Origin of the sequence: Anaerolinea thermolimosa, assembly GCF_001050195.2 — a bacterium.
In the GTDB taxonomy this organism is placed as follows: domain Bacteria; phylum Chloroflexota; class Anaerolineae; order Anaerolineales; family Anaerolineaceae; genus Anaerolinea; species Anaerolinea thermolimosa.
Genome location: NZ_DF967965.1, coordinates 2,755,412 through 2,782,159, shown reverse-complemented (window position 1 = coordinate 2,782,159; position 26,748 = coordinate 2,755,412). Strand labels below are relative to the sequence as shown.

General features: G+C 56.5%; 17 protein-coding genes. 10 read left to right on the top strand and 7 right to left on the bottom strand.

What is annotated here, in order from left to right; all coding sequences use genetic code 11:
• The first annotated feature begins 46 nt into the window (after nt 1-46).
• From ATHL_RS12575 to lacZ, 8 genes are all read left to right on the top strand, one after another.
• Nucleotides 47-2,137 (top strand): ABC transporter substrate-binding protein, encoded by a 2,091-nt coding sequence (locus tag ATHL_RS12575; RefSeq protein WP_062194310.1) that lies wholly within the window; start codon nt 47-49, stop codon nt 2,135-2,137.
• Between the two features lie 115 nt (nt 2,138-2,252).
• Complete coding sequence (locus ATHL_RS12570; protein ID WP_062194308.1) at nt 2,253-3,254, top strand: ABC transporter permease; 1,002 nt, start codon at nt 2,253-2,255, stop codon at nt 3,252-3,254.
• Nucleotides 3,251-4,414 carry an ABC transporter permease gene (locus ATHL_RS12565; protein WP_201797976.1) on the top strand — a complete coding sequence of 388 codons (1,164 nt, stop codon included), beginning with the start codon at nt 3,251-3,253 and terminating at the stop codon, nt 4,412-4,414. Before ATHL_RS12570 ends, ATHL_RS12565 begins: the two co-directional genes overlap by 4 nt.
• 10 nt (nt 4,415-4,424) lie before the next feature.
• Entirely contained in the window at nt 4,425-5,483 is a 1,059-nt protein-coding gene (locus ATHL_RS12560) for an ABC transporter ATP-binding protein (RefSeq protein ID WP_062194307.1), read from the top strand.
• Between the two features lie 33 nt (nt 5,484-5,516).
• Entirely contained in the window at nt 5,517-6,560 is a 1,044-nt protein-coding gene (locus tag ATHL_RS12555) for an ABC transporter ATP-binding protein (protein ID WP_062194305.1), read from the top strand.
• A 112-nt stretch (nt 6,561-6,672) separates the two neighbouring features.
• Nucleotides 6,673-10,086: a glycoside hydrolase family 2 TIM barrel-domain containing protein gene (locus ATHL_RS12550; protein ID WP_062194304.1), complete on the top strand. Its 3,414-nt coding sequence runs from the start codon at nt 6,673-6,675 to the stop codon at nt 10,084-10,086.
• A 61-nt stretch (nt 10,087-10,147) separates the two neighbouring features.
• A complete protein-coding gene (locus ATHL_RS12545; protein WP_062194302.1) occupies nt 10,148-11,239 on the top strand; it encodes a uroporphyrinogen decarboxylase/cobalamine-independent methonine synthase family protein in 1,092 nt (363 codons plus the stop codon).
• A gap of 28 nt (nt 11,240-11,267) precedes the next feature.
• A complete protein-coding gene (gene lacZ / locus ATHL_RS12540; protein ID WP_062194301.1) occupies nt 11,268-14,423 on the top strand; it encodes a beta-galactosidase, LacZ type in 3,156 nt (1,051 codons plus the stop codon).
• 80 nt (nt 14,424-14,503) lie between these two features.
• Here the strand turns inward: lacZ and ATHL_RS12535 are convergent, their stop codons facing one another.
• Genes ATHL_RS12535 through ATHL_RS12525 form a run of 3 tightly spaced genes read right to left on the bottom strand, consistent with a single transcriptional unit; the run spans nt 14,504 to nt 18,916 of the window.
• A complete protein-coding gene (locus ATHL_RS12535; RefSeq protein ID WP_062194298.1) occupies nt 14,504-15,463 on the bottom strand; it encodes a M23 family metallopeptidase in 960 nt (319 codons plus the stop codon).
• A 34-nt stretch (nt 15,464-15,497) separates the two neighbouring features.
• Nucleotides 15,498-17,858 carry a trans-4-hydroxy-L-proline dehydratase gene (hypD, locus tag ATHL_RS12530; RefSeq protein ID WP_062194344.1) on the bottom strand — a complete coding sequence of 787 codons (2,361 nt, stop codon included), beginning with the start codon at nt 17,856-17,858 and terminating at the stop codon, nt 15,498-15,500.
• 11 nt (nt 17,859-17,869) lie between these two features.
• The gene (locus ATHL_RS12525) at nt 17,870-18,916 is read right to left on the bottom strand and encodes a uroporphyrinogen decarboxylase family protein (protein ID WP_062194295.1); all 1,047 of its coding nucleotides are present in this window, start codon (nt 18,914-18,916) and stop codon (nt 17,870-17,872) included.
• A gap of 165 nt (nt 18,917-19,081) precedes the next feature.
• Between ATHL_RS12525 and ATHL_RS12520 the strand changes: the two genes are divergently transcribed.
• Nucleotides 19,082-20,401 (top strand): histidine kinase N-terminal 7TM domain-containing diguanylate cyclase, encoded by a 1,320-nt coding sequence (locus ATHL_RS12520; protein ID WP_062194293.1) that lies wholly within the window; start codon nt 19,082-19,084, stop codon nt 20,399-20,401.
• A gap of 99 nt (nt 20,402-20,500) precedes the next feature.
• Here the strand turns inward: ATHL_RS12520 and melA (ATHL_RS12515) are convergent, their stop codons facing one another.
• Complete coding sequence (melA, locus tag ATHL_RS12515) at nt 20,501-21,901, bottom strand: alpha-glucosidase/alpha-galactosidase (protein WP_062194290.1); 1,401 nt, start codon at nt 21,899-21,901, stop codon at nt 20,501-20,503.
• 30 nt (nt 21,902-21,931) lie between these two features.
• Nucleotides 21,932-23,266: an alpha-glucosidase/alpha-galactosidase gene (gene melA, locus ATHL_RS12510; RefSeq protein WP_062194278.1), complete on the bottom strand. Its 1,335-nt coding sequence runs from the start codon at nt 23,264-23,266 to the stop codon at nt 21,932-21,934.
• A gap of 137 nt (nt 23,267-23,403) precedes the next feature.
• Here melA (ATHL_RS12510) and tilS point away from each other — a divergent pair, with 137 nt between their 5' ends.
• A complete protein-coding gene (tilS, locus tag ATHL_RS12505) occupies nt 23,404-24,831 on the top strand; it encodes a tRNA lysidine(34) synthetase TilS (protein ID WP_062194277.1) in 1,428 nt (475 codons plus the stop codon).
• Nucleotides 24,832-24,850: 19 nt separating this feature from the next.
• On the opposite strand, the gene ATHL_RS12500 is transcribed toward tilS, so the two are convergent.
• Both ATHL_RS12500 and ATHL_RS12495 read right to left on the bottom strand, forming a co-directional pair.
• The gene (locus ATHL_RS12500) at nt 24,851-25,762 is read right to left on the bottom strand and encodes a tyrosine-type recombinase/integrase (protein ID WP_062194274.1); all 912 of its coding nucleotides are present in this window, start codon (nt 25,760-25,762) and stop codon (nt 24,851-24,853) included.
• 124 nt (nt 25,763-25,886) lie between these two features.
• On the bottom strand, nt 25,887-26,748 hold an 862-nt coding region (locus ATHL_RS12495; RefSeq protein ID WP_162787701.1), incomplete at its 5' end, for an LCP family protein.

Genomic DNA, 26,748 nt, shown 5'->3' with positions numbered 1-26,748 from the left:
AGAAACTTCAGATTTCCTTTTTGACTGAAACATTGGAGGAAAGAGAATGGACCGCAAGTTGAAGCGTCGAGATTTTATCAAGCTGTCATCGGTGGCTGTGCTTGGAGCTGTGGCTGCGGCCTGCAGCCCCAAACCGCCTGAGACGCAAGCCCCCACACAGGCCGCTGAACAACCCCAGGCCGAACCGACCAAAGCCCCCGAGCAGCCTCAGGCTGAGCCGACCAAAGCGCCGGAAATGCCCGCTGCCGTCAAAGAACCCCCCATGCTGCAACCGCTGGTGGATAGCGGTAAGCTGCCGCCGCTGGAAGAACGCCTGCCCGAGAACCCGCTGGTGGTGAGCAATCGCCAGGCGATTGGTACCTACGGTGGTGAGTTGCGGGTCAATATGTTTGACCCGGTCTGGTGGGTGAGCGCCTACGACCTGATCGTCGAGCGCATGCTGGTCTATTCAGACCAGGATGGCAAGACCATTGTGCCCAACGTGCTGGAAAGCTGGGAAGTTACTCCCGATGGCAAGACCTGGACGATGCGCCTGCGCAAGGGCATGAAGTGGTCGGATGGCGAGCCGATCACCACCGAGGATGTACGCTTCTGGTGGGAAGATCACATGGCCGATACCGACATCAATGCCGCACCATGGTGGCAGTTCCGCTTCGGCGGCGAAAACATGAAGGTGGATATCCTGGATGACTACACCTTCCGCTTTACCTTTGTGGTGCCCTTCGGAAACTTTGCCGCTCACATGACCCGCTGGTCGGGCAATGATGGCTTCATCTTCCCCAGCCACTACCTCAAGCAATTCCATGCCAAATACACCGATAAGGCCAAGCTGGAAGAAGCCGCCAAGGCTGCCAAACTGGAGACCTGGGTGCAGTATTACAACTCCAAGGTGGTACCGGGTGTCTGGGGCGGGCCGGATGGCGTGATCGAGTTCCCCAAATTCATGGCCTGGAACGTGGTCGAGCACCCGAAAGAGGGTATCTACCTGTGGGAACGCAACCCCTATTACTGGAAGGTTGACGAAGCGGGTAATCAGCTCCCCTATATTGACAAGATGCGCTTCGATTACGCCGCCAACACCGAGGTGACCAAGCTTAAAGTAGCGCAGAGCGAGCTCGACATCCTTGGTCAGCATGAAGTGACCATGATGGAGTATCCGTTCTACAAAGAGAACGAACCCAAGGCGAACTTCATCGTCGGTGATTACATCTCCTGCATGGGCGACCGGGTGACGATCTTCCCCAACCACGCGCCGTTCACGGATGATGGCAAGCTGGATCAGGGGTTGTACGATATTGTCAACGATCCGCGCTTTGTCAAGGCGCTCTCGCTGGCGATCGACCGCGAGGAGATCAACCAGACGATCTTCTTTGGCACGGCGCGCATGGGGCAAATGTCACCGATGCCGGCTTCCAAGTACTATAAGGAAAAGTACGGTACGGCCTATGCTCAGTATGACCCGGAGGAAGCCAATCGCCTGCTGGATGAGATGGGTCTGAAGAAAGGCCCCGATGGCATGCGCACCCGCCCGGATGGCACCAAGCTCACCTACAACCTCGAACACTCCGGCATCCGTGTTGGACCGGCGGTGCCCAAGATCACCGAAATGATCATCGGGTACTGGCGCGAGGTAGGGATTGATGCGACCACCAAAGAGGTGCAGGACTCGCTCCTGGTTGAACGGAAGACGAACGGACAGGTTCAGGTTACCGTCTGGCACGCCGACCGCTGCACCGACATGCTGATGCCCATCGAAATGTGCTGGTTCATCCCGACCACGAACGAAGGCCAGGCAGGCCCGGCCGCCAAGTGGGCGCAGTGGTATCAGGCTCCTGATAAGTCGGCCCCCGGACTGGTGGAACCCCCGGATCACATCAAGAGACTGCTTAACATCTACGACCAGATGACCTCGGTGGTCTCGGAAGATGAACGTGTGAAGCTGGGCCAGGAAATCTTTGACTGGCTGGCTGACAACCCGCTGGAGATTGGGCTGGTGCTCGAGTGCCCCGCACCGCTGCTGTTCAACAAGAACCTGCGGAACCTGCCTCCGGCCAAGGCCTACATCGGCTGGGATACGTACGGTCTTTCCACCTACCACCCCGAAGCCTTCTTCTATGAGGGCGGCGTGCGTGCGTAGCACCCGTTGAGTTCCATGGGACTACCGGATATAGGCTGTTTTGAGCCTATGTCCGGTAGTCCATTAGGACGCCGGATGGAATGGCGTTCGTGGACTGTGATGGAGGTGATTTCGCATGGTAAATTATATTTTGATGCGTTTGTTGCGGATGATCCCGCAGGTTTTAATTATTTCAGTGCTGGCGTTTATCATTATTCAGTTGCCCCCGGGAGATTTTTTAACAGAGCGCCTTAATCGTTTGAGGGCATCGGGGTATACGGTTGATGAGGCAGAGGTGCAGCGGTTGACCAAAATGTATGGTCTGGATAAACCCATGCATCTCCAGTATTTAAAGTGGATCACGAATATTGTCACGAAGGGAGATTTTGGTTATTCCTTCGTGTTCAGTAAGCCAGTCAATGAGATCATCGGGTCACGCATGGGGATGACCTTCTTCATTGCTTTTCTGGCCTTTGTGGTTTGCTGGTCGTTTGCCATCCCGGTAGGGATCCTGGTAGCGGTGAAGCAATACTCTGTGGTCGATTACTTTTTCACCTTCCTGGGGTTCATTGGGCTGGCGGTTCCTGGCTTCTTACTGGCGCTGGTTTTAATGTATGTGTCCTATTCCTGGTTTGGCCTGAAGGTGGGAGGGCTTTTCTCTCAGGAATTCCAGACCGCCCCCTGGAGCTGGGCCAGATTTGTGGATTTTCTCAAACACATCTGGCTGCCGGTGATCATTCTTGCGATTGGTGGCACGGCGAATCTGATCCGCACCCTGCGCGCTACGATGCTCGATGAACTGCGCAAGCAGTACGTGACCGTTGCCCGCGCGAAAGGGCTTTCGGAATTCAAAGTGTTGATGCTCTACCCCGTACGGATTGCCATCAACCCCATCGTGAGCACCTTTGGGTGGTTGCTGGTGTGGTTTTTCTCGGGCGGCACGGTGGTTGAGATTGTGCTGAACCTGGATACAGCCGGGCCGGTTCTCTGGCGCGCTTTGATGAACCAGGATATGTATACTGCCGGGGCGTATATCGTTATCATTGGTACCCTCACCGCCCTGGGCAGCCTGATTTCAGACCTGATGCTGGCGGCTCTTGATCCGCGTATTCGCTTTGGTGGGTTGGAGGTGTCATGAGCGAGACGACCATGCCTAAGGTAGAAGTACCGAACAATGGATCGCCGGTCATCACCAAAGACGAGGCGTTCTACCGTGCCAGCCAGTGGCAGCTGGTATGGTGGAAATTCCGGCGCCATAAACTGGCTCAACTGGCAATGGTGGTGCTCTCTATTTTCTATCTGATTGCCATCTTTGCCGAGGTGGTTTCACCATGGGACCCATTGCATCGCATGAAGGAATATGCGGCAATGCCTCCCATGAAAATTTACTTTTTTGATTACAACGGGAATTTCCGCGGGCCTTTTGTTTACAATATGGTCTTCGGACGCGATCCGGTGACTTTGCGCCCGGTGTATCAGATCGACTTTAACACCATTTTACCCGTCAAGTTTTTTGCCAAAGGTGACCCCTATAAACTGTGGGGGCTGTTCTCCTGGGATCGACACCTGATTGGAATCGATCAGCCGGATATTACCAAGCCTTACCCCTTCTTCCTTCTGGGCACCGATAGCCTGGGGCGGGACCTTCTTTCGCGTATCTTCTTCGGGGGGCGCATCTCACTTACGGTAGGATTGATCGGTGTGGCCCTCTCGTTTATCTTCGGGTTATTGCTCGGCGGTGTGGCGGGGTTCTTTGGCGGGGTCGTTGATGAGGTGATCATGCGCATCATCGACGTCCTGATCTCGTTACCGCAAATTCCCCTGTGGATGTCGCTGGCAGCGGCACTTCCGCAAGACTGGCCTCAACTGCGCACCTACTTCTTCGTCACCATCATTCTCTCCATCTTTGGGTGGACGAGCCTGGCGCGTACGGTGCGTGGAAAGATGCTCAGTATGCGTGAAGAAGACTTTGTCATGGCGGCCAGGCTGGACGGTGAGAGTGAATGGAGCATCATCACGCGCTACATGCTTCCCGGTTTTGCCAGCTACATCATCGTTTCGCTGACCATTTCCATTCCGGGGATGATCCTGGGTGAGACATCGCTCAGCTTCCTGGGGATTGGATTGCGCGCACCTACCATCAGCTGGGGGGTGATGTTGCAGGATGCTCAGACCATCCAGACGGTCTCGCAATTACCGTGGCTTCTGTGGCCTACCGTTTTTGTGGTGACGGCGGTACTCATGTTCAACTTCCTGGGCGACGGCCTGCGCGACGCCGCAGATCCCTATGTAACTTAACAGGTGCCTTATGCCAGAGCAACATACTACACCTCAGAATTCATCCGTTCTGGTTGAGATCAAAGACCTGCGCACTTACTTTTTCCTGGCGGAAGGGGTGGTTCGCGCGGTGGACGGGGTTAACCTCACAGTTAACCGTGGTGTAACGATGGGAATTGTGGGCGAAAGCGGTTGTGGAAAAAGCATTACCGCTTATTCCATCCTGCGTCTGGTGAGTCCACCGGGAAAGATCGTCGGAGGAGATATTTTCTTCTATAAAGTGCCCAAGGATGGCAGCTCGTCACAGGCAGAAGTCATTAACCTGGCCAAGGTAGACCCGAACGGGGAGACGATCCGCAATATTCGTGGGAATTACATCTCCATTGTCTTTCAGGAGCCGATGACGGCCATGAGCCCGGTGCGCACCGTGGGCCAGCAGATTATGGAGGCGATTATTCTCCATCAGAAGGTGGATAAAAAGACAGCCCGCGAGATGACCATTGATATTCTGGCCAGGGTGCGCATGTCGAACCCGGAGCGTGTGGTGGATGAATATCCCTTTCAGCTCAGCGGGGGGATGCGCCAGCGTGCTGTGATTGCCATGGCCCTCAGTTGCCGCCCTCAGTTGCTGATTGCGGACGAACCTACCACAGCGCTGGATGTGACCACGGAAGCTCAGATTCTCAAGCTCATGCGCGAATTGCAAGAAGAGCTTGGAATGGGAATCATGTATATCACCCATAACCTGGGGGTGATTGCCGAAATGGCACAGGAAGTAGCGGTGATGTACCTGGGGCGGGTTGTGGAAAAGACAGATGTGAAGGAGTTGTTCTTCCACCCCCTGCACCCTTACACGCAGGCACTGTTGACTTCTATTCCCCAGTTGCGCGATGCGCTTACCCGGCAGGAGAAAAGCCGCCTGAACGTGATTAAGGGGATGGTGCCCGATCCCTATGCGCGCTTGAAGGGATGCCCCTTCCATCCACGTTGCCCCGTGATGATCAGCGGGGTGTGCGATGAAGTCGAAGTGCCGGAAATTGAAGCCGCGCCCGGGCATATGGTGCGCTGCCATCTCTATACCTCCCACTAGACAGGGCGGCCAGAAATGAGTGAGGGAACAAGCATGACAGATCAGGTACAAACTGCTGAACCTTTGCTGGAAGTTGTCGACCTGAAGAAGTTTTTCCCCATCCGCCGTGGTTACTTTAAACGGGTGGTGGGGCATGTGAAAGCGGTAGATAACCTCAGCTTTTATATTATGGAAGGTGAGACACTCGGGCTGGTGGGAGAAAGTGGCTGTGGGAAGACCACTGCCGGGCGCTCGATTCTGCGCGCGATCAATCCAACCAGCGGTTCGGTGTTCTTTCGAGATCCCCACCTTGGGCGGGTGGACGTAGCCCAACTGGATGATGAAAAACTGCGGGTGGTACGGCGGAGTATGCGGATGATTTTCCAGGACCCGTATGCTTCGCTGAATCCCCGGATGACGCTGCTGGACATTGTAGGTGCACCTTTACGGGCGATGAACATCGCTCATGGCAGTGAGCTGGAAGACCGGGTGGCTGAAATGTTGCGGCGGGTGGGGTTGCGCCCTGAATACATGCGCCGCTACCCACATGCGTTTTCCGGTGGGCAACGCCAGCGCATCGGTCTGGCACGGGCACTTGCGCCAAATCCCAAGTTCGTGGTTTGCGATGAACCGGTCTCGGCGCTGGATGTGTCGGTGCAGGCGCAGATTCTAAACCTTCTCCAGGATTTACAGGAAGACCTTGGTCTGACTTATCTGTTCGTGGCGCATGATCTGAGCGTGGTGGCTCACATCAGCGACCGCGTGGCAGTGATGTATGTGGGAAAGATGGTAGAAATGGCCGAGACCAGGGAGCTTTATACCAATCCCATGCACCCGTACACCGAAGCGTTGATGTCGGCCATTCCTCTTCCAGACCCGCGGCCCCGTCAGAAGCGCGTACTGCTGACCGGCGAGGTGGCCAGCCCGGCCAATCCGCCTTCGGGATGCTATTTCCATCCGCGCTGTTCTTATGCGGTAGATCTATGCAGGACCAGAGAGCCAGAGCTTGAAGAGGTGAAGCCGGGTCATTTTGTCAAATGCCATCGGGCGCGTGAGCTTTCTCTAACGGGTGTATCGGAGATCCTGGCCCGGCAGTAACCCGGCTGTCAACCACCTCTGGGCAATCAATCGGATTTTTTGAACCTGGTGGAGGACCTTCACCGGGTTCTTTTTGGAAAACAGTTGGTGATTTTGATCAAGGAGAGGTTCTATGAAAGCAACAGTCAATGACTGGGAAAACCCGGCAGTGCAGGGAATTAATAAAGAACCTGCGCATGTCACTCTGGTGCCCTTCGCTGACCCGGCCAGCGCATTAAGTGGTCGGCGCGAGGCCTCACCTTTCTTCCGCCTGCTCAACGGGGACTGGAAATTCTGTTTCAGTCCTACACCGCGCCAAGCGCCCGAGAAGTTCTATGAAAAATCTTTTGATGACTCCGGCTGGGATACTATCCCCGTTCCTTCGAACTGGCAGGTGCTGGGTTACGGCATTCCGCGTTACTTCGCCGCGAAGTATGCCTTCGACACTTCCAATTATCCCGGTATTCCTGAAGATACCAATGAGACGGGTTGCTACCGGATGACATTTACCATTCCTGAGGAATGGAAGGAACGCCAGATTTTCATCGTGTTCGACGGAGTGGACTCGGCTTTCCATCTGTGGATCAACGGAAAACTGGCAGGCTTCAGCAAGGATAGCCGTCTGCCAGCGGAATTCAACATTACCTCGCTGGTGAAGCCGGGTGAAAACACGCTTGCGGCCCGCGTATACCGCTGGTCTGATGGCAGTTACCTGGAAGATCAGGACATGTGGTTTTTAAGCGGGATTTTCCGGGATGTGTATCTGTTTTCGACCCCGCCGGTGCATTTGAGAGATACCTGGGTGGTGACCGACCTGGATGAACAGTACCGCGATGCTGAGTTGAAGCTCAGGGTGCACGTTCGTAATTACGTCAGACGGGTGGCGAAAGGCCTGAAGGTAGAGGCCGAGCTGTTTGACCGGAATGGCAACCCGGCCCATGGCTGGAAGCAGACCGGTGTGGTGGATGTGGCGGGTGGTGAAGAGAGTGTGTTACACCTGAGCGGTAAGGTGGAGAACCCCGCCAAATGGTCGGCCGAACAGCCCAACCTTTACACCCTGCTGTTAACCCTGAAGGACGCCCGGGGTGAGACGCTGGAGGTTCAGTCGTTCCGGGTGGGCTTCCGAAAAGTGGAGATCAAAGACGGAAAGATCCTCATCAATGGGGTGGGGGTGTACTTCCGCGGCGTCAACCGCCATGAGCACATGCCCGACCGTGGTCATGCCGTTACGGTGGAGTCGATGATCGAAGATATTTTGTTGATGAAACGATTTAACATCAACGCTGTGCGCACCTGTCACTACCCGGATGACCCGCGCTGGTATGATCTGTGTGATGAATACGGGATTTATCTCATCGACGAGGCCAATATTGAATCCCATGGATTATGGGATAAACCCACGAAAGACCCGGCCATGAAGCTGGCGTTCCTGGAACGTGGTAGCCGGATGGTGGAGCGCGATAAAAACCATCCTTCGGTGATCATCTGGTCACTGGGGAATGAATCAGGGTATGGCCCTAACCACGAAGCCCTGGCAGACTGGATCCATCAGAATGACCCCACACGCCCCGTTCATTATGAGTCGGCCCGGAATGAGCCTTACCTGGATATTCTCAGCACCATGTACCCCAAGCTGGAGAAACTGGTGGAATACGCCACAGTGCCCGGTGAGACACGCCCGTTCATTATGTGCGAGTACGCTCATGCGATGGGCAACAGCCCGGGTAACCTGAAAGAATACTGGGAGATCATCGAGGCTTACCCGCGTTTACGCGGTGGGTTCATCTGGGACTGGGTAGATCAGGGGCTGGCGCGGAAGACAGAAGATGGCCGCACCTGGTTTGCCTATGGGGGTGATTTTGGAGACGAACCTTCGGATTATAGCTTCTGCATCAATGGGTTGATTTTCCCCGACCGCCAGATTCACCCCTCAATGTGGGAGGTGAAAAAGGTTTATCAGCCGGTGGCCGTGACTGCGGTAGATCTCAAGGCGGGTAGGGTTTCGGTGCGCAATAAGCATTTCTTCACCGATCTGAGCTATCTGCAGCCCTCGTGGCGGGTGCGGGCCGATGGGAAAACCCTGGGTGAGGGCCTCTTGCCACGTCTGAGCACGCCGCCGGGCGAGTCAGAGACGATGACTATCCCCTTACCGGAGATCACCCCGGAACCGGGAACCGAATACTGGTTGCAGATCAGTTTTGCCCTGGCAGAAGATCAGCCGTGGGCTGAGAAGGGTCACGAGGTGGCCTGGGAACAGTTCCAGCTTCCGATCACTGTGCCTGCTCCGGCCCGCCTGCCGCTGGATTCGCTGCCAGCGTTGAAAATTGAGGAAGCTCTGGCGCGCAGCGTGTTGAGCGGTAAAGATTTCAGCCTTGTGTTCGACAAGGAAGAAGGACGCATCGTCTCTCTTAAATGGCGTGGAAAAGAGTTGCTGGAATGTGGGCCGCGGATTAACTTCTGGCGGGCACCTACTGAAAACGACCTGAACACCTGGGGAGATGAGCGGGCTGCCCTGCGCTGGCGCGCGGTAGGGTACGATCAGCTGGCAGAGTATGTAGACCATGTGGAGATAAAGCGGCTTTCTCCTGCCTCGGCGCAAATTCTGGTGCGCTCTCAGGTGCGGGTAAAAGACGGCGCTCAACTTCCTTCGATGGTCTCTGCCGATCCGCGTTTGAACATGCTCGCCCAGGGCATGAACCAGCTTCTGGACGAAGAGCTTCTGAAACTGTTGTGTGAACGCATGGGGGTCGCTTACCCTGACCTCCCCGGTGACGAGAAGACAAAGAAGATTCAGAACCTGCTGGGGACGCTGGCTGTGCAGGGGCGCATTGCGGAAATGTTGCAGGGTGTGAAGGCGGTGCTGGTAGAGACAGGGCACCCCGTCCCGCCGGAGCTGGAACAGGCCTTGCAGGCCGGTGGTTTTGGTGGAGAAACGACCCCCGTACAACCGGCAGCCTTTGGGGTGGAGATCACCTACACGGTGTATGGTAGCGGAGATGTGCTGGTGCATGTTCACGTAAAACCAGAAGTCCAGGGTTTGCCCTTCCTGCCGAGGCTGGGTTTGCAGATGCGCCTGCCAGAAGGCTTCGAGCAGGTGACCTGGTTTGGCCGCGGTCCGCATGAAACGTACATCGACCGGCAGGAGGGTGCCAGGGTAGACGTTTATACCAGCACGGTGGATGAACAGTTTGTGCCATACATCGTCCCGCAGGAAAACGGAAACAAAACCGAGGTTCGCTGGGTGAGCCTGAACTCAGAAGATCAGGTTGGCTTCATGGCGGCAGGCAAGCCCTGGATCAATTTCAGCGCCTTACACTACTCCGTTGAGGACCTTGAGCGCTGTCGCCATCCGCATGAATTGACCCGCCTTCCGGAGGTGGTGTTGAACCTCGATTACGGGCAGTCGGGCCTGGGGAGCGCCAGCTGTGGGCCTGGCCGGTTGGAAAAATACCAGCTTAAAGCCGAGGAGATTGAATTCGATGTGCGTCTGCGGCCTTTTGATGGGCGGAGAGACTCGCCAGTGAGGCTGGCCAAGCAGGCTTTCTAATGAATTGATTTCATGGGTACACGGGCGCAGTCACACGGCTGCGCCCGTGAAGGGAGGGGATATGTTGAATTTCACCCGCGAAGATTGGGATCGCGTGGAACGCGACACAATGGCCTGGTGGGCCGGGGAACTGGATCGGCCACTGGTGTATCTGGCTTTGCCTGATCCTTCTGTGCCCGCGCCGCTGGGGTATATGAGCAATTATCCGCTGGAAATGCCCGCGGAACAGGTGGTGGAGATCTATGCGCGCTATCTGGCAGGAGTGCGCTTCTACGCCGATGCCTTCCCGTGGCTGTGGGTCAATTTTGGCCCGGGGATTGTGGCGGGTTTTCTCGGTTCGGAGGTGCACAGTGTTACCGAGCCTTCGGAGACGGTCTGGTTCAGACCTAAAGTCAGGCGCCCCATTCAGGAAATTCAATTCGAATACGACCCGGAAAATATCTGGTGGAAGCGGGTCAAAGATATCACGGCCAGGCTGGTTGAGCGGTTTGGTGATCAGCTGGCTGTTGCTCATACCGATCTGGGAGGGAACCTGGATATTCTGGCTTCTTTCCGTGATACCCAGGATTTGCTCGTTGACCTGATCGATTATCCCGAGGAAGTGGACCGCCTGGTGAGGCAGATTACTTCACTCTGGATACGTTATTACGATGAGCTGTACCAGATTATCCGCCCTGCCTGCCGGGGGACGAGCTGCTGGGCGCCGATCTGGTCAACCGGGAAGACGTACATGCTCCAGTGTGATTTTTCGTACATGATTTCTCCGGCGATGTTCAAACGCTTTGTTTTGCCAGACCTGGAATCCTGCTGTGCCTATCTCGACCACGGCTTTTATCATCTGGATGGCAAGGGAGAGATTCCCCATCTCGACCTGTTGCTGGGCATTGAACGGTTGAGGGGAATTCAATGGATTCCGGGAGACGGCGCGCCCCCGCCCGAAGAGTGGCTGCCGCTGCTGAAGCGCATTCGAGATGGCGGAAAGTTGTGCCAGGTGTTTGTCACTCCGGATGGGGCACGCCGCATTGTGCGCGAACTGGGCGGCAAGGGCTTTTTGCTGGTGGTCAACCCCTGGGAAGGGGCGTATGCCAGGCCGGATGAGGTCTCGAACTTTTTACGCACCCTGGCCGAAGAAGATGCCTCGCGGCATCGATGATGGGTTGCAGAATTGAGAAAGGATAACCATGCGACGCGACTGGGAAGACCCACAGGTGGTGGGGATTAATAAACGAGCGGGACATGTGCCGCTGGGAGCTTATCCCAACCGGGAAATGGCCCTGCGCGGTGAGCGTAAGGCTTCACCCTTCGTGAAGTGTCTCAATGGCACCTGGCGCTTCTCTCTTGTTGAACGCCCTGAGGCAGTGCCCGAAGGGTTCTTTCTGGCAGATTTTGACGACTCGGGATGGGAGGGAATTCGGGTGCCGGGGAACTGGCAATTGCAGGGCTTTGCGGATCACCCAATTTACACCAACGTAAAGTATCCTTTCACTCCCAATCCCCCTTTTGTGCCGGAGAAGAATCCCACCGGTTGTTATCGCACCCGTTTTGAGGTGCCAGAAAACTGGGATGGCCGGCGGGTGTTCCTGTTGTTTGAAGCAGTAGACTCGGCGTTCTACGTATGGGTCAATGGAGAAATGGTTGGATACAGCCAGGATAGCCGTCTGCCTGCCGAATTTGACGTGACGGAATTTGTGAAGCAGGGCGAGAACCAGCTCGCGGTGCAGGTTATGCGGTACAGTGATGGTTCATACCTGGAAGACCAGGACTTCTGGTTGATGAGCGGTATTCAACGTGATGTCATCCTCTACAGTAAACCCGCGGTGGCGCTGGAAGATTTCACCGTGCGCACCACCTTTGATGATCGCTATGAGGATGCCGAGCTGTACGTTGAGGCGCAAATTACCCGCGTACCGTGGATGTCGGCCTACCGTGTGGAGGCCATGCTTTACGACGATGGGGGCCAGCCTGTGCTCGAACGGCCCCTTGAGGCAGATGTATCGAATCAGTCTTCCTTTTCTTTCCCTCCCCGGCGAAAGACCGCCCATGCTATTCTGAAGGCCAGAGTAAACCGCCCCCGTCACTGGACGGCTGAGACCCCGTATCTTTACCGCCTGGTTCTTGTCCTGAAAGGGCCAGGGGGCGAAGAGCTTGATTTTGAAAGCTGTCGGGTTGGCTTCAGGCAGGTTGAAATCAAGGACGGCGTTATTCTGGTTAATGGACGGCGCCTGGTGATGCGCGGAGTAGACCGTCACGAGCATCATCCTGAGCGTGGAAGGGTGCTCAGTGAAGAAGACATGCGCCGGGAGATCTGCCTGATGAAGCAGTTAAATTTCAACACGGTGCGTACCAGCCATTATCCGGATGACCCGGTGTGGTATGACCTTTGCGATGAATACGGCATCTACCTGATTGATGAAGCCAATATCGAGACGCACGGGGTGGGGTCGGAACTCAGCCATAACCCGCTCTGGTTGCATGCGTTCATGGAGCGGGCAGTACGTATGGCCCTGCGGGACAAGAATCATCCCAGTGTGTTGATGTGGTCGCTGGGGAATGAGTCGGGGTGTGGGCCGCATCACGGGGCCATGGCGGCCTGGCTGCGCATGTATGACCCCACCCGTCTGATCCATTCCGAAAGCGGGCATCCTGGCCCTGAGGTCAGCGATGTCTTATCGGTGATGTACCCCAATCTGGACTGGATTCGCCACGTGCTGGCAGACCCGCACGAAAAGCGCCCGGTGATGATGTGTGAGTATGCCTATGCCAAGGGGAACAGCACGGGGAACTTCTTTAAATTCTGGGAACTGGTAGACAAGGAACCACGTTTTCAGGGAGGGTGTATCTGGGATTGGAGCGATAAGGCCATCCTTAAAACCAACGCGCGTGGAGAGCCTTTTTATGCCTACGGCGGTGATTTTGGCCCGGACTTCGATTATTCGCTGTTTTATCAGGACAATGAAGACCCGCAAATGTGTTGTAATGGCATCCTTGGGCCTGATCTCACCCCGCATCCCGGCGCCTGGGAAGTGAAGAAGGTGCAGGCACCGGTTTCTGCCCGGGCTTTGAATGACCGTGCTCTGTTGAACGGGCGTATTGAAGTGTGGAATAAGTATCAGTTCCTTGACCTTTCTCACCTGACGCTGGTCTGGGAGGTGGTTGAGGATGGACGGGTGATTCAATCGGGTCAGGTGCCCGTGCCGGCGTTGAAGGCCGGCGAAAGGGGCGAGGTGCTCGTTCCTTTTAACAGCCCCGATTCGCTTGCCCCTGGAGCAGAATATTTCCTCAATATCCATTTTGTTTTGAACCAGGATACCCCGTGGGCTTCCAGGGGGCACGAAGTTTCGTGGGAGCAGATCAAACTGCCGTGGCGAGTTCCACCAGCGCGAAAGGTCGTGCGGAATACCATGCCATCGCTTGCTCTGGAAGAAGATGGAAGCCGTCTGGTGGTGGAAGGGAAAGAGTTCCTCCTGCTTTTCGACAAGCGAGAAGGACGGTTGCGGGCGTTCCATGCCATGGGGCGAGATTTACTCCATTCCGGGCCGATGGAGCAGTATTACCGCGCACCGACGGATATCGATCTGCTCATGGGAAATCCACCGGCCAGTATTCACAAATGGCGCGCGGCAGGCCTCGATCGGCTGAAGCGACAACTGGTGGATGTGAGCTGGGCAATCCTTAGCCCGGTGGAGGTTCTTTTCCGTGCGGTGGCGCGCTTACAGGCTGAAGGTAAACCGGATGGAATAACCAGCCTGGTGACTTACCGGGTTTTTGGAGACGGGCAGGTTCTGGTCGAGCATGAATCGGTGATCGATGAGCGGTTGCCTTATGTGCCTAGGGTAGGCCTGGAAATGGCGCTCCCGGCTGGTTTCGAACGGGTGCTATGGTTTGGGCGCGGCCCCCACGAGAATTATGTAGACCGCAAACTGGGTGCGGCTGTGGGGTTGTATCAGAGCAGTGTGGATGATATGTTTACCCCTTACGTGTTCCCAAGTGAATGCGGTGGGAGAGAAGATGTGCGCTGGACGGCACTGCTTGATGAAGAGGAGTGCGGTTTGATGGTCATCGGCCAGGATTGCTTCCATTTTGACGCTTTGCATTACACGGTGAAAGACCTGGAGCAGGCCCGCCATCCTTATGAGCTGACCCGTCTGCCCGAAACCCTGATCCATGTGGACGGCTGGCACATGGGGGTGGGGGGCGATGATGGGTGGATGTCTGCCGTGCATGAAGAATTTCGCATTCCACCCGGGCGTTATCGCTACGCTTTCAGGATGCGCCCTGTGAAAGCCGGGGATGACCTGGTGATGCTGGGGCGTTTGGGGGTTGAAGGGGTTCTTTAGAAATCCTTTTGCCCGCTTAAGAATAAAACCGGGGCTGCCTCAAATATGGGCGGCCCCGGCTAGTTTGGGGGGGCGGGTGGCTAGAATTGTGGAATATAGATGGCGTTTCTCGCCGAGAAACGCAATTCGAAGAGGATGGGCACGGCGGGAGCGTCTGCTTCCATACTCCCCAGATTTACCTGCATGTGCAGATGAGGAATGGAAGGTGTTCCAGAGTTGCCAATGCGCCCCAGAACCTGCCCAAGCCCTACTCGATCCCCTTCTTTCACGAAGAAAGTGCCGGAACGGAAATTGGCGAGGGTGACGTACCACTCAAAGCACTTGAGCACCACATAGTTCCCCAGCGGGTCTCCCGGAGCGAGGACGGGCACATCGGGAATGCCATCGACTACCTTGACCACCTGGCCTACACATGGGCTGTGTACGGGCTCGTTGTAACTCAGATATTTCCGGTAATCGCGGTTGAGAATGCCTTCACTGACCGTTCCACGAACGGTCATTTTCATGATATCTACGGCGTATCCCTGGTTGGGGAGGGTACCGCTGGGTGTGCCGAACAGACTGCGGACATGATCGTTCATCCCCAGCCCCTGAATACCGTTGCCGCCATTCGTGATGACGTACATACCCTCTCGCAGAGGGAACAGCACCAGAATCGCGTCTTCTTTGTAATAGCTCTCATAGTCGTAGGATTCGAGCACACGCGCATTAAGAGGAATGCAGGCGGCGATCAGGAGGAGGGCGACGAAGAAGGCCGCCCAGCCTGCCACACCTCCCCGGGGGAAGAAAGGTTTTCCATCGGTGAGATAGATCTGACGGATGATGAGCAACAATACAAAGACCGCGGGTACGAAGCGCAGGTAATACCACACCAGTGACCAATTTACGGTCATCACCCAGAAGAAACTGGCCGCGGCATAGGCGACAATGAACAGGAGGGCGGTTAGACGGCTGTTGAACTGGATGAACCAGAGGGCAACAGCCAGCGGAATAAAAATGACCGCCCAGAGCACAATCGGGGTAACACTGGTCCAGGGCATTTGGGTTCACTCCATGCAGGTTGTAATGAAACTTTTAGAAGGTCTGATGTTCGGTGCGGGCGATGATCTCCTCCTGGAGAGCTTCGCTCAGATCGACAAAGTAATCCGAATAGCCAGCGACACGCACGATGAGGTCGCGGTATTGCTCGGGGTGTTCCCGGGCACGGCGTAAGGTGGCAGCGTCCACCACGTTGAACTGGATATGATGCCCGTCCAGCCGGAAGTAGGTGCGCACCAGTTGGACAAGGTGGCGCAGTCCCTCTTCATCCTGAAGCAGACGCGGAGTGAGCTTCTGGTTCAAAAGCGTTCCACCCGTACGGACGTGATCCATCCGCGCGAGAGACTGGATCACTGCGGTAGGGCCGCGGCGGTCGGCTCCCTGCACCGGGGAAACACCCTCGCTGAGAGGGGTCCAGGCGCGGCGTCCATCGGGGGTCGCGCCGGTGACGGAGCCAAAATACACATGACAGGTGGTGGGCAACAGGTTGATGTGGTAGGTGCCACCGCGGGTATTGGGGCGCCCATCGATGGCGTTGAAATAGGCGTCGAACACTCGTTGCATCATCCTGTCTGCGGCTGGATCGTCATTCCCATACTTCGGAGCGCGGTTAAGCAGCGAAAGGCGCAAACGTTCGTGGCCTTCAAAATCCCTGGCGAGCGCGGTGAGCAATTCTTCCATGGAGACTTCGCGGCGCTGAAAGACGTGAGTATCGAGGGCGGCGAGGGAATCGGCCATGGTGCCAATGCCTACACCCTGGATATAGCTGGTGTTGTAGCGGGCACCGCCGTCGTGATAGTCCTGACCGCGAGCAATGCAGTCATTAATCAACAGGGAGAGGAAGGGCGCGGGCATGTGGGTGGCGTAGAGCCGCTCGATGACATTGTTCCCCCGGATTTTGATGTCGATAAAATGCTGCATCTGGCGTTCGAAAGCCGCAAAGAGATCATCGAAGCTCTGGAAGGAACGCGGGTCTCCGGTTTCCAGGCCAATTTTCTCCCCGGTGCGTGGGTCGACTCCGTTGTGAAGGGTGATTTCCAGTACCTTGGGCAGGTTGAAGTAACCGGTGAGGTTGTAATTTTCGTGACCAAAGACGCCCACTTCCACACAACCCGAAGAACCGCCCAGGCGGGCATCTTCTACCCGTTTTCCCTGGCGCACCAGTTCCTGAACGATGAGATCGGCGTTGAACAGCGAGGGTTGCCCATAACCCGTGCGGATAATTTCGCCGGCGCGTTGAATGAGGCGGTCGGGATTCTTCTTGCTCACCTGCACAGAGGCGCTTGGTTGAAGCAGGCGCATCTCTTCCACCACGTCAAGGATCAGGTAAGTGACTTCGCTGACTGCATCCGAGCCGTCGGGCCGCAGGCCGCCGAGGTTGATCTGAGCAAAATCGGTGTAAGTGCCGCTTTCGGCAGCCGTGACGCCCACCTTGGGCGGAGCTGGCTGGTTATTGAACTTGATCCAGAAACACTGTAAGAGCTCGCGGGCCATTTCGCGCGTCAATGTGCCCTCGCTGAGGCCGCGGTAATAGAAGGGTTCAAGATGCTGATCGAGGTGGCCAGGGCTGAAGGAATCCCAGGTGTTCAGCTCGGTGGTAACGCCGAGGTGGACAAACCAGTAGTACTGAAGGGCTTCCCAGAAGTCGCGTGGGGCATGGGCGGGTACCCATTCACACACCGAGGCGATACGTTCCAGCTCTTTTTTCCGCTGCGGGTCAGATTCTTGCCCGGCCAGCTGGCGGGCCAGGTCGGCGTGGCGCCCGGCAAAATGAATCAGCGCCCGGGCGCAGATGCGCATGGCCCTGAGTTCTTCCTGGCGGGAATAAGCGTGAGGGTCATTGAGGAAATCCAGCCGGGCAAGGGCGGCGTCGATCTCGGCGATGAAATCGAGCATGCCCTTATGATAGATTTTGCCGTCCAGTACGGTATGGCCGGGGGCGCGTTGCTCCATAAACTCGGTGAAGATGCCTGCCCGGTAGGCGGCCAGCCACTCGGGGGTCATGCTGGCAAAGATGAGATCGCGCATGCTACGCCCTTGCCAGAAGGGGATGATGCGCTCTTCGTAAAGACGGCGGGTTTCGGGTGCCACTTTGAAGGGAATCTTCTCGCGGGTGTTTAACAGGTCGAGGTCTTGCAGTGAGTGGCAGCACAGCTCCGGATAAGTGGGAGTGGCTTTAGGGGCGGGGCCTTTCTCTCCCACGATCAGCTCCCCGGGATGGATGCAAATGGTTTTATGCTCCAGCAAATACTGGAAGGAACGCGCCCGTTTGACCGGTGTAGACTCCAGGATGCTGGAGCTGGCGTAAAATTCGGTCATCAGCAGGGCACGTTCTGGTGAAAGGACAGGAATGGCCTCAAGGCTTTGCTGTTTCAGACGGGCAACTCGTTCGGAGATAGACATAAGGGTTAACCTGCAGTAAATTTGGGCGGATATTTTTTAGCCGCTTCGACCATGGCGAGGATGTTATCATCGGGGGTAGTGGCCGGTAGAGCGCAACCTGGCCCAAGGATGAACCCGCCGCCGGGGGATAAGTTTTCAATGGCTTCTTTACATTTCTCGAGCACCAGATCCGGGGTACCCATGGCCATGACGGCGTTGGGGTCTACCGGCCCGATGAGGGTGGCTTTGCCCCGTGCGGCGGCTTTACAGGCCTTCTGGTCTGCTTTCTGGTCGATTTCAATCATCGGGGCGCCGGTGGCAACCATATCGGCAAGGATGGGGGTGGCATTGCCGCAGATATGATAAGAAAGGAGCACCTTTTTCTGGCTCAGTTCAGCACACAGGGTCTTAACATGGGGCCAGGCGAACTGGCGGTAAAAGCGGGGTGAGAGTACATCCGGGCCGGAAGGGGAGTCGCCGATAGAGGTGCAGTGCGCTCCCTGTTCCACCTGGGCGAGGGCAAACCGGGTGACTGCCTGGCGGCAGAAATCCAGCAACCGGTGAATTTTCTCGGGTTGTTCTCCCAGGGCCAGGTCCATCATCAGGGCTTCCATGCCACGAATTTCGCAGGCCAGGCTGAATGGCCCCTGGTCGGCCCGCCCCATCACGAATGCCCTCCCGGCAGTTTCTTGCACCACGATGCGGGTGGCTTTGAGAAGTTCTTTCAGGATCGGATCACGGTATGGATCGGGGAGTTTCAGTTTTTCTACCTCATCCAGGCTGGTGATGGCAGGCTCCCGCGCCACCGGGGCGGTGTCGGAAAGATAGGTGACATGCACGCCGCAGGCTTCGGCGAGTGCGGCGGTGCCGTTTTCCAGAATGAGGACATCGTGCCCGTAGCGACGCCAGGCCAGGAGTTGCCCTTCTGCCATGGCGTCACCATCATGGAAAAAGTCGGCAAAGGAAGCCGCGCCCATGAGGCGCGCAGTGACCAGAAAGTCTGGCAGGCTCACCGGCACCCGGTCGGTGGGCTCAAAATGCAGGGTGCGGTAGGTGCGCTCGATGGAGTCCATAGTAAACCTCACTTGCAATCAACCCGTGTCGATTCTAGCATGAAATTCTCTGCCAGGACGACCCGTGGTGGCGTGAAATGTTCGGGGCTGGCGGGGCGGTGCGTGGTACAATGGGGGGAGTTTCCCGTCTGTGCCTGTGAAACTGTGCTCTCGCGGAGAACCTGGATGGTCAACTTTCCCCCTGGATACGTGGTTGAACTCTACATTGGCTCTATCCCCAACCTGATCAGTGCGATGGTTATTTTGATGAGCCTGGGGGTGGCCACTCTTACTTTCCCGTTTACCGGTGAACACTGGCGACCCAGGGCGCTTATCCTCTTTCTGGTTCCGGTGTTTTTTTACGTCCTTGGCTATGGAATGTACACCTCTGGCCGCACCGTGGAAGAGGTTGAATTCTGGACGCGGGTAAGTTTCACAGGGCTGGTATTCATCCCGCCTGCTTTTGAATACCTTGTTCAGGCGTTTACCGGGGAACGACGTAAAACCTGGCTGGCGGCAGTTGCAGCAGTGCATGGGGTGTGGGCGCTGGCCATTATCCTGCGGGTGCCGGGGGTGTTCGGGCGAGATCTGGCAACCTGGGCATCATTTCGCTACCCGGTGTTACAGGTCGGCCCCTGGTATACCTTGCTCCCGATAAGTATCCTCATTTCGGCCACCATCAGCTGGGGGTTTCTCTTCCGTTATTTTTTACGCCGGAAGAGCGAGCGTTTTGTCCTTTCGCCGCTGGTGTTTGGCTTTCTGGTATGGCTGCTTCTTGGCTTTTTCGACGGGTTGGTGGCACTGGGAATTTTCCGATACGTGGATGCACAGCCGTGGCTGGGTGCCATCGTGATGCTCTTTTTATTGAGCCTTTACTATTTTCGTTTTCTTAAGAACCAGAATCAGGCCCTGCAGGCTGCTCTGGTTGAAAAACGGCAATTTTATGAACAGGTGGCGCGAGACTCTCTCACGGGGGTGCGCAGCCGTAAGTACCTCACCGAGGTGCTGGAAGAGGTGTTAAAACGCCCTGCAGGCGAAGGGGTGCATTCCCTCCTGTTTATTGATCTGGATAATCTGAAGATGATTAACGATCGGTTTGGCCACCTGGCCGGAGACCGGATTCTGCAATATGCGGGTGAGGTACTGCTTGGCAGTTGCCGTTCTACTGATGTGGTGGCACGCATGGGCGGGGACGAGTTTATTGTGTTACTGTGGAACTGCCCGGAAGAGCGGGCGGTAGAGATTGCGGTAAAGATGCGTAGCCGCTATCAATTTGGCCTCTCAAGCCTTGGGCCTGATGTGCCCGACCTGCCCCTGACCATGAGCATTGGCATTCTCTCTTCAGATCACTGGGGAAAAAGCCTGGATGATGTGATCGGACGGGCCGATGCGGCCATGTACGCCGCCAAGAGTCACGGGAAAGACAGGGTGGTATGTTTTCGCGGGTTCGATCCAGACGGGAAAATGCTGTTTGAGTCAGTGGTTACCAACCACATTGCAGGCTGACCTGGAGGCGCGGAGGGTCAGGTGTCAACGGTACAACACAGCGGCAGAACGCCGCTGTGTTGTGCCTGCGAACTTGATGGAATGATCTGGAGAGAAGGATCAGGCAAAAGGTGGGAGCATGTCTCCGTGGGCTGCGATAAGATCGTCCACCAGGTTCCAGATTTGCTCCAGATCCAGTTCTGCCGCGGTGTGCGGGTCGAGCATGGCAGCATGATAGATATGTTCGCGTTTACCGGTGAGTGCGGCTTCTACGGTAAGAGCCTGTACGTTGATGTTGGTCTGCATCATCGCCGCCAGGTGAGGCGGGAGTGCCCCCACGCGCACTGGCTGGATGCCGTTTCTGTCTACCAGGCAGGGCACTTCCACAGTGCAGCCGGTGGGGAGGTTGTCGATCAGCCCGTGATTGGCAACATTGCCATATACAACGCGCGGCTGGCCGGTCTCAAGGCTGTGGATGATGTAGGAACCGTATTCATGCGATTGCTCGATGGCATCGAAGTTGCTGGCTTCCTCCAGGATCCATTGCACCTCTTCAGAGGTGGCTCCGGCGGCGAGGAGCTTCTGGCGTGCTTTTTCTTTATCCACCGGGATGCTGGGGTTTTCGATGGTATCTTTGGTCACTTCCCAGCCGGCCAGCTGCACCTCACAGCGGCGGATGTATTCATCCAGAGGAATGTTGAATTTCTCGATCAGGTCGGGTCGGTCGCGCTTGATGAACCAGGGAACGTATTCGCTGAAATGCTCACTGGATTCAGTTACGAAATAGCCAGTACGTTTGCATACCTCGTAGCGTACCCTGTTCCAGGCCGGGGCTTTGCCTTCGGCTGCAATTTGACGGATGCGCGGGTAGAGGTCTTCAACACCCTGAGGAGTTTTGCGTTCGAATTTGAGGTAGAACGCCATGTGGTTGATGCCGGCGCACACGTAATTGATCTCCTCCGGCGGCACACCGATATCTGCCGCAAGCTGATAGGCCGTTCCCTGGACAGAGTGACACAGCCCCACATTTTTGATCTTGCTGGCACGGTTGATGGCCCACATGTTCATGGCCATCGGGTTGACGTAATTTAAGAAGGTAGCCTGGGGGCAAAGTTCTTCCATGTCGCGGCATACATCTAACAGCACCGGGATCGTGCGCAGGGCGCGCATGATGCCGCCGATGCCCAGTGTATCGGCAATGGTCTGACGCAGGCCATATTTTTTAGGGATCTCAAAATCGATCACCGTGCTGGGGCGGTAACCACCGATCTGAAACATGGTGATAGCATAATCGGCACCATCCAGAGCACGGCGGCGGTCGGTGGTGGCTTCGAGGGTGGGATGTGCTCCCAGGCTGCGGGCGATGCGCTCGGCTACCAGACGGGTGGTGTTCAGGCGGGTTTCATCGATATCCATCAGGGCGATGGTTGAACCGGCCAGTTCTGGAAAACTGAGGATATCGCCGAGTAAGTTTTTGGCGAAGACGGTTGAACCGGCTCCGATAAAGGCGATTTTGGGCATGGGAACCTCCTTAAAGGGTAGTTCAGAACCTTAGAAAGCAAATTCTGGCAGCCATTGCTGCTGGGCTTCGAGCATTTCATCGACCATGGCGTGAATTTGCGGCAGGGTGCAGACGGCTGCTGTCAGCGGGTCGAGCATTACGGCGTGATAAACGGCATCGCGGTTGCCGTTGAGGGCCGCTTCCACGATTAGCTCCTGCACGTTGATGTTGGTACGGTTGAGAGCGGCCAGCTGAGGCGGCAGATCACCCACCACAACGGGTTGAATGCCGCTGGCATCGACCAGGCAGGGCACTTCCACAGTGCAGCCATCCGGCAGGTTGGTGATCAGGCCGTCATTGGGCACGTTGCCGTTGATCTTTGCCGGGCGGTTGGTTTCAATGGCTTCAATGATGGCTGAGCCGTACTCGTGGCTGCGCACATTACTGAGGGTGCGCACTCCTTCCAGCACTTCCTTAAACTCTTTCTCCAGTGATTGAGCCGTTTGCTGGCAATGACGCAGGTAGCCACCCGTGCGGGCAAAATCAAACCAGTGATCTGCCGGATTCTTGAAGCGGGGGCTGAGTTCTTCCTCCACCATTTTTGCGGTCTTGCGGAAGTAAGGCACATATTCGCTGGCATGGCCGCTGGATTCGGTGACGAAATAGCCGAAGTATTTCATCAGGTCAATGCGCACCGGCTCTTCGGCGTAAATTTCTTCTTTCTCGATAGCTTCCCACAGTTTGGGATAAAGGTCTTCTTTGCCGCGGCGAAATTCGAGGAAGAAAGACTGGTGATTGATGCCAGCACAGAGGAAATTGACTTCTTCGTACGGAACGCCTGCCCACCGCGCCAGCATTTCACTGGTGCCCTGCACACTGTGACACAGCCCCACATTCGGGCGCCCTGAACCGTAGTTGATTGCCCAGCAATTGGCGGCCATGGGATTGACGTAATTGAGGATGAGTGCGTCGGGGGCCAGCTCATCGAGGTCATCGCACAGGTCGAGAAGGACGGGGATGGTACGCAGGGCGCGGAATACCCCACCCGGACCGAGGGTATCGCCCACACATTGCTCGACCCCGTATTTGCGCGGGATTTCAATGTCCAGCTCATAAGCGGCCAGCCCGCCCTGCTGAAATGTGGTGATGACATAATCTGCCTCGGTGACGGCTTCGCGGCGGTCGGTGGTGGCCTCAACGGTGGCTTTGAGGCCGCGCCGGTCGATCAGGGCCTGCACCAGATCCCGGGCCCAGGAGAGACGCACCGGATCAATATCCATGAGAGTGATGTGACTGTCCTGCAGAGCAGGGGTGAGGAGAATATCGTTGCACAGGTTGCGAGTAAAAACGTAACTTCCCGCACCGATCAGGGTGATTTTTGCCATTACAGTACCTCCTTGGGAAAACCGTGGTCATTATTGATTATAGACCGGGAAGGCCAGAAAGAATTGTAGAAAGATATTCAATTGGGGCGGGGACTTGCATAATAATATGATGTTTTCATTGCGTATAATAACAGAAGATGCTCATCGAACGGATAAAGGATGTCTGTCTGAGAGAATGCTCTCTGCGGCTGGATCGCCCCGTAGTGGTGGGGGTTTCGGGCGGTGCAGATAGTCTCTGCCTGCTCGATTGCCTGTGGAAGGCCGGGTTTCAGGTGATCGTGGCACATTTTGACCATGCGCTGCGCCCGGAATCGGCGGAAGACGCCCGCCGGGTGGCAGAGGTGGCCGGTCAACGCGGTCTGCCTTTCATCGTGGAACGGCAGGATGTGGCGGCGTATGCCCGGGATGCAAGATTGTCTGTGGAAGAAGCCGCACGTGTGATGCGTTATCGGTTTCTCTTTCGGGTGGCACGCCAGTGGGGGGCGCAGGCGGTAGCCGTGGCACATCACGCTGACGACCAGGTTGAAACAGTGCTCATGCATCTGTTACGCGGTTCGGGTCTGGAAGGATTAACCGGAATGAAGGGTTCCAGGGTGCAGGAAGAGTGGGACGAAGGCATCCCTCTGGTGCGCCCCCTGCTGGGAATATGGCGTGAAGAGATCGAGACTTACTGCCAGGAATACGGGCTGGAGCCGGTGGAAGATGCCAGTAACCGCGATGTGACCTATTTCCGCAATCGCCTGCGGCACGAATTGATCCCCCGGTTGCAAACCTACAACCCGCGCATTAAAGAGGTGCTCTGGCGTACGGCACAGGTGCTCGCCGGGGAGGCGGAGGTGATCGAGCAGGCGGTTGAGGCGGCCTGGATTCGGGTGGCCTGTGAGGTCAATGTGGGGAAGGTGGCGTTGAATCGAGAGGCCTTCCTTGCTTTGCCGGTTAGCCTGCAGCGAAGGTTGTTTCGCCGTGCCATAGCGTTCCTGCGGCCGGGGTTGAGGGATATCGGTTTCGAACTGGTGGAGCGGGGGGTGCATTTCATCGCAGAGCCTTCCCGCAGTGGGCGGTTCCATCTGGCCCAGGGGCTGCGATTGGCGATCGAGGGAGATCGGGTGTTCCTTCTGGAAGGAGATACCCTGCCTTTTTCTGGCGCGGAATGGCCGCAGTTGGACGAAGGGGGTGTTCTCGTCTTGGATGTGCCGGGGGTGCTGGAACTGGAAAACGGCTGGCGGTTGGAGGCGTCCTGGAGCGAGGCTGGCAGAGAGGTTTATCGTTCTGCCGGGCGCTGGGAAGCCTACCTGGACGCCGATAGGCTCCATTTGCCCCTGCTGGTGCACCGGGCCCGACAAGGGGAGCGTTTTCAGCCGCTGGGGCTGGGAGGGCGCTCTCAGAAGCTTTCAGACTTCTGGATCAATGTGCGATTACCCCGGGAATTGCGGGCAGGCTGGCCGCTGGTTTACAGCGGTGAAGAGATTGTATGGGTGCCAGGGTACCGCCCTGATCATCGTTTCAGGGTGAGGGAGGGCAGTCAACGCCTGCTTTACCTGAAGTTGAGCCGCGGCACCGGTTGATGAAGGTGGCCGGGAGAGGCTATTCAATGGCCTCGCCAGCTAACTGGCGCAACTTCATGGATACCTCTCGCCACTGGATTTTAGAAATGCCCAGCTTTTGCCGGATTTTCTCCCCCTCCATGCCGGATTTCCAATCATCCAGGGCGCAGGTCCAGCGGCACATGTCAAAAGAAATGTGTTTTTCCAGCCCGGCTGCTTTGCTGATATCTTCAAGGAGATATTCCAGGCGGCGCGGTGACCAGGGGAAAATCTGGTCGGGAGGGTTGTACTGTGCCAGATATTCCTGGTAGGCCGTGATCCAGTCCTGTGAGAGAGGGATCTTTCGTTCTTTATAGCGGTTGGCGGGACTGGCGTATCGGACAAACAGGGTGGGTCCGTCGGGGGCCTCGGCGTCAATGTGGTTGCGTGTGATCGTCAGGCATTCGCCTTTTTTAATGCCGGTCTCGAGGAGCAAGGTGAGCAGGACGTAGGGGCGGGGATCGGGTTTGGCGGCCTGACGGAAGGCCTGAGCGGCTTCCACGGCCTTAAGCACCTCTTCGGGTGTAAGCACCACGGGCAGAGGGCTGATGACCGATTGCTGAATGACCTTGAGGGCGGGATCCTGGAGTAAGACTCCACTGCGCTGTAACCATCGAAAAAATGCCTTGATAGAAGTGATGCGCCGCGCCAGGCTCTTGGGGCTGCAGGGCACACCGCGGCCTTTCTGAAGCCACTGGATAAAGTGGTTCAGGTCATTGGTGGAAACTGCACCAAGCGTGCGATCGGGTGGAAGGAAGGAAGCCAGCAATTCAAGATCACCGCGGAAGGCTTTAATGGTGTAGATGGAACGCCCCTGATCTTTGAGGAAGATTTCCCAGGCGTGAATGGCAGGGAGGAGGGGGGTTTGCGGGGTCAGGTGGGCGACAACGGGTTGAGCGGGTTCGGCGGGCATTTTCATCTTCACCGGGAAAGGTTTTCGTGTAGGTAAAGAATAGTCTACCCTCTTTCGGCAGAAAAGTCAATCGCCGATTTTCACGGGTTTGAACCTCTTCTGGTGAGAGCATGTACCGAGCGGATCAGCGGTAAACCGCCTGGTACACGATGGCTTTGATGGCATCGAGGTTGGGCCAGAGTACCCAGGCGCCTTCCGGGGTGATGAAGGGGTAGGCTTCGGCCGGGGTGATGGTAAAGCGGCGAATCCGTGAGGGATCTTCCATCACCTGTTGTGCCACGGAGGCGAGGGGCAGCAGGGCATCAAGGGTGAGGTTGGTTTCGACGCTTCGGCGGTAAATTTCGTAGATTTCAGGCGCCCGCCGGATACCATCGATGGAAATGAGGCGGTTGAAGATTGCCTGGAGCACCTCCTGCGAACGGCGCAGGCGGTCGAAATCACTGGAAGAGTAGCGCGAACGCACGTACCAGAGGGCGGTTTGTCCGTCCATGGGAACGGTGGCGGGCGCTTCGATGGAACAATAGCCGTGAGCATCAGCCCAGGGGAGATCGCATTTATCACGAAGCGACTGGCGCACTTTGACGTTGATACCATTCAGGCTGTCGATGATACCGGTGAACCCCTGCATGTTGGTCATCACGTAATAGGTGGGGCGGACGCCGAAATTGTACTCAAAGGTGGAAGCCATGGTCGCAAACCCTCCCGCTGCCTGGGCCGTATTAATCCGGTTGGTCATCCAGCCGGGAATGGTTACGTACAGATCACGCGGGAAAGAAACCAGGCTGACGGTGCCGTTGTTGCGATTTATGGAAACCAGCACGATGACATCTGTGCGGAATCCTCCGCCGGGACGGGCATCGGAGCCAAGGACGAGGATATTCACCACTCCGTCAGGCAAGGGGCCGCCGGGTTGGACAGCATAACCGGTAGATGGCATTTCTGCGCCGGGAGCACGGATTTCAAGCGTGGGGGTGAGGGTGGGGGTG

Bases quoted from the DNA above. Each gene is read 5' to 3' on its own strand.
- ATHL_RS12575 (WP_062194310.1), top strand. From the start codon at position 47: ATGGACCGCAAGTTGAAGCGTCGAGATTTTATCAAGCTGTCATCGGTG.
- ATHL_RS12570 (WP_062194308.1), top strand. From the start codon at position 2,253: ATGGTAAATTATATTTTGATGCGTTTGTTGCGGATGATCCCGCAGGTT.
- ATHL_RS12565 (WP_201797976.1), top strand. From the start codon at position 3,251: ATGAGCGAGACGACCATGCCTAAGGTAGAAGTACCGAACAATGGATCG.
- ATHL_RS12560 (WP_062194307.1), top strand. From the start codon at position 4,425: ATGCCAGAGCAACATACTACACCTCAGAATTCATCCGTTCTGGTTGAG.
- ATHL_RS12555 (WP_062194305.1), top strand. From the start codon at position 5,517: ATGACAGATCAGGTACAAACTGCTGAACCTTTGCTGGAAGTTGTCGAC.
- ATHL_RS12550 (WP_062194304.1), top strand. From the start codon at position 6,673: ATGAAAGCAACAGTCAATGACTGGGAAAACCCGGCAGTGCAGGGAATT.
- ATHL_RS12545 (WP_062194302.1), top strand. From the start codon at position 10,148: ATGTTGAATTTCACCCGCGAAGATTGGGATCGCGTGGAACGCGACACA.
- lacZ (WP_062194301.1), top strand. From the start codon at position 11,268: ATGCGACGCGACTGGGAAGACCCACAGGTGGTGGGGATTAATAAACGA.
- ATHL_RS12535 (WP_062194298.1), bottom strand. From the start codon at position 15,463: ATGCCCTGGACCAGTGTTACCCCGATTGTGCTCTGGGCGGTCATTTTT.
- ATHL_RS12525 (WP_062194295.1), bottom strand. From the start codon at position 18,916: ATGGACTCCATCGAGCGCACCTACCGCACCCTGCATTTTGAGCCCACC.
- ATHL_RS12520 (WP_062194293.1), top strand. From the start codon at position 19,082: ATGGTCAACTTTCCCCCTGGATACGTGGTTGAACTCTACATTGGCTCT.
- melA (WP_062194290.1), bottom strand. From the start codon at position 21,901: ATGCCCAAAATCGCCTTTATCGGAGCCGGTTCAACCGTCTTCGCCAAA.
- melA (WP_062194278.1), bottom strand. From the start codon at position 23,266: ATGGCAAAAATCACCCTGATCGGTGCGGGAAGTTACGTTTTTACTCGC.
- tilS (WP_062194277.1), top strand. From the start codon at position 23,404: ATGCTCATCGAACGGATAAAGGATGTCTGTCTGAGAGAATGCTCTCTG.
- ATHL_RS12500 (WP_062194274.1), bottom strand. From the start codon at position 25,762: ATGCCCGCCGAACCCGCTCAACCCGTTGTCGCCCACCTGACCCCGCAA.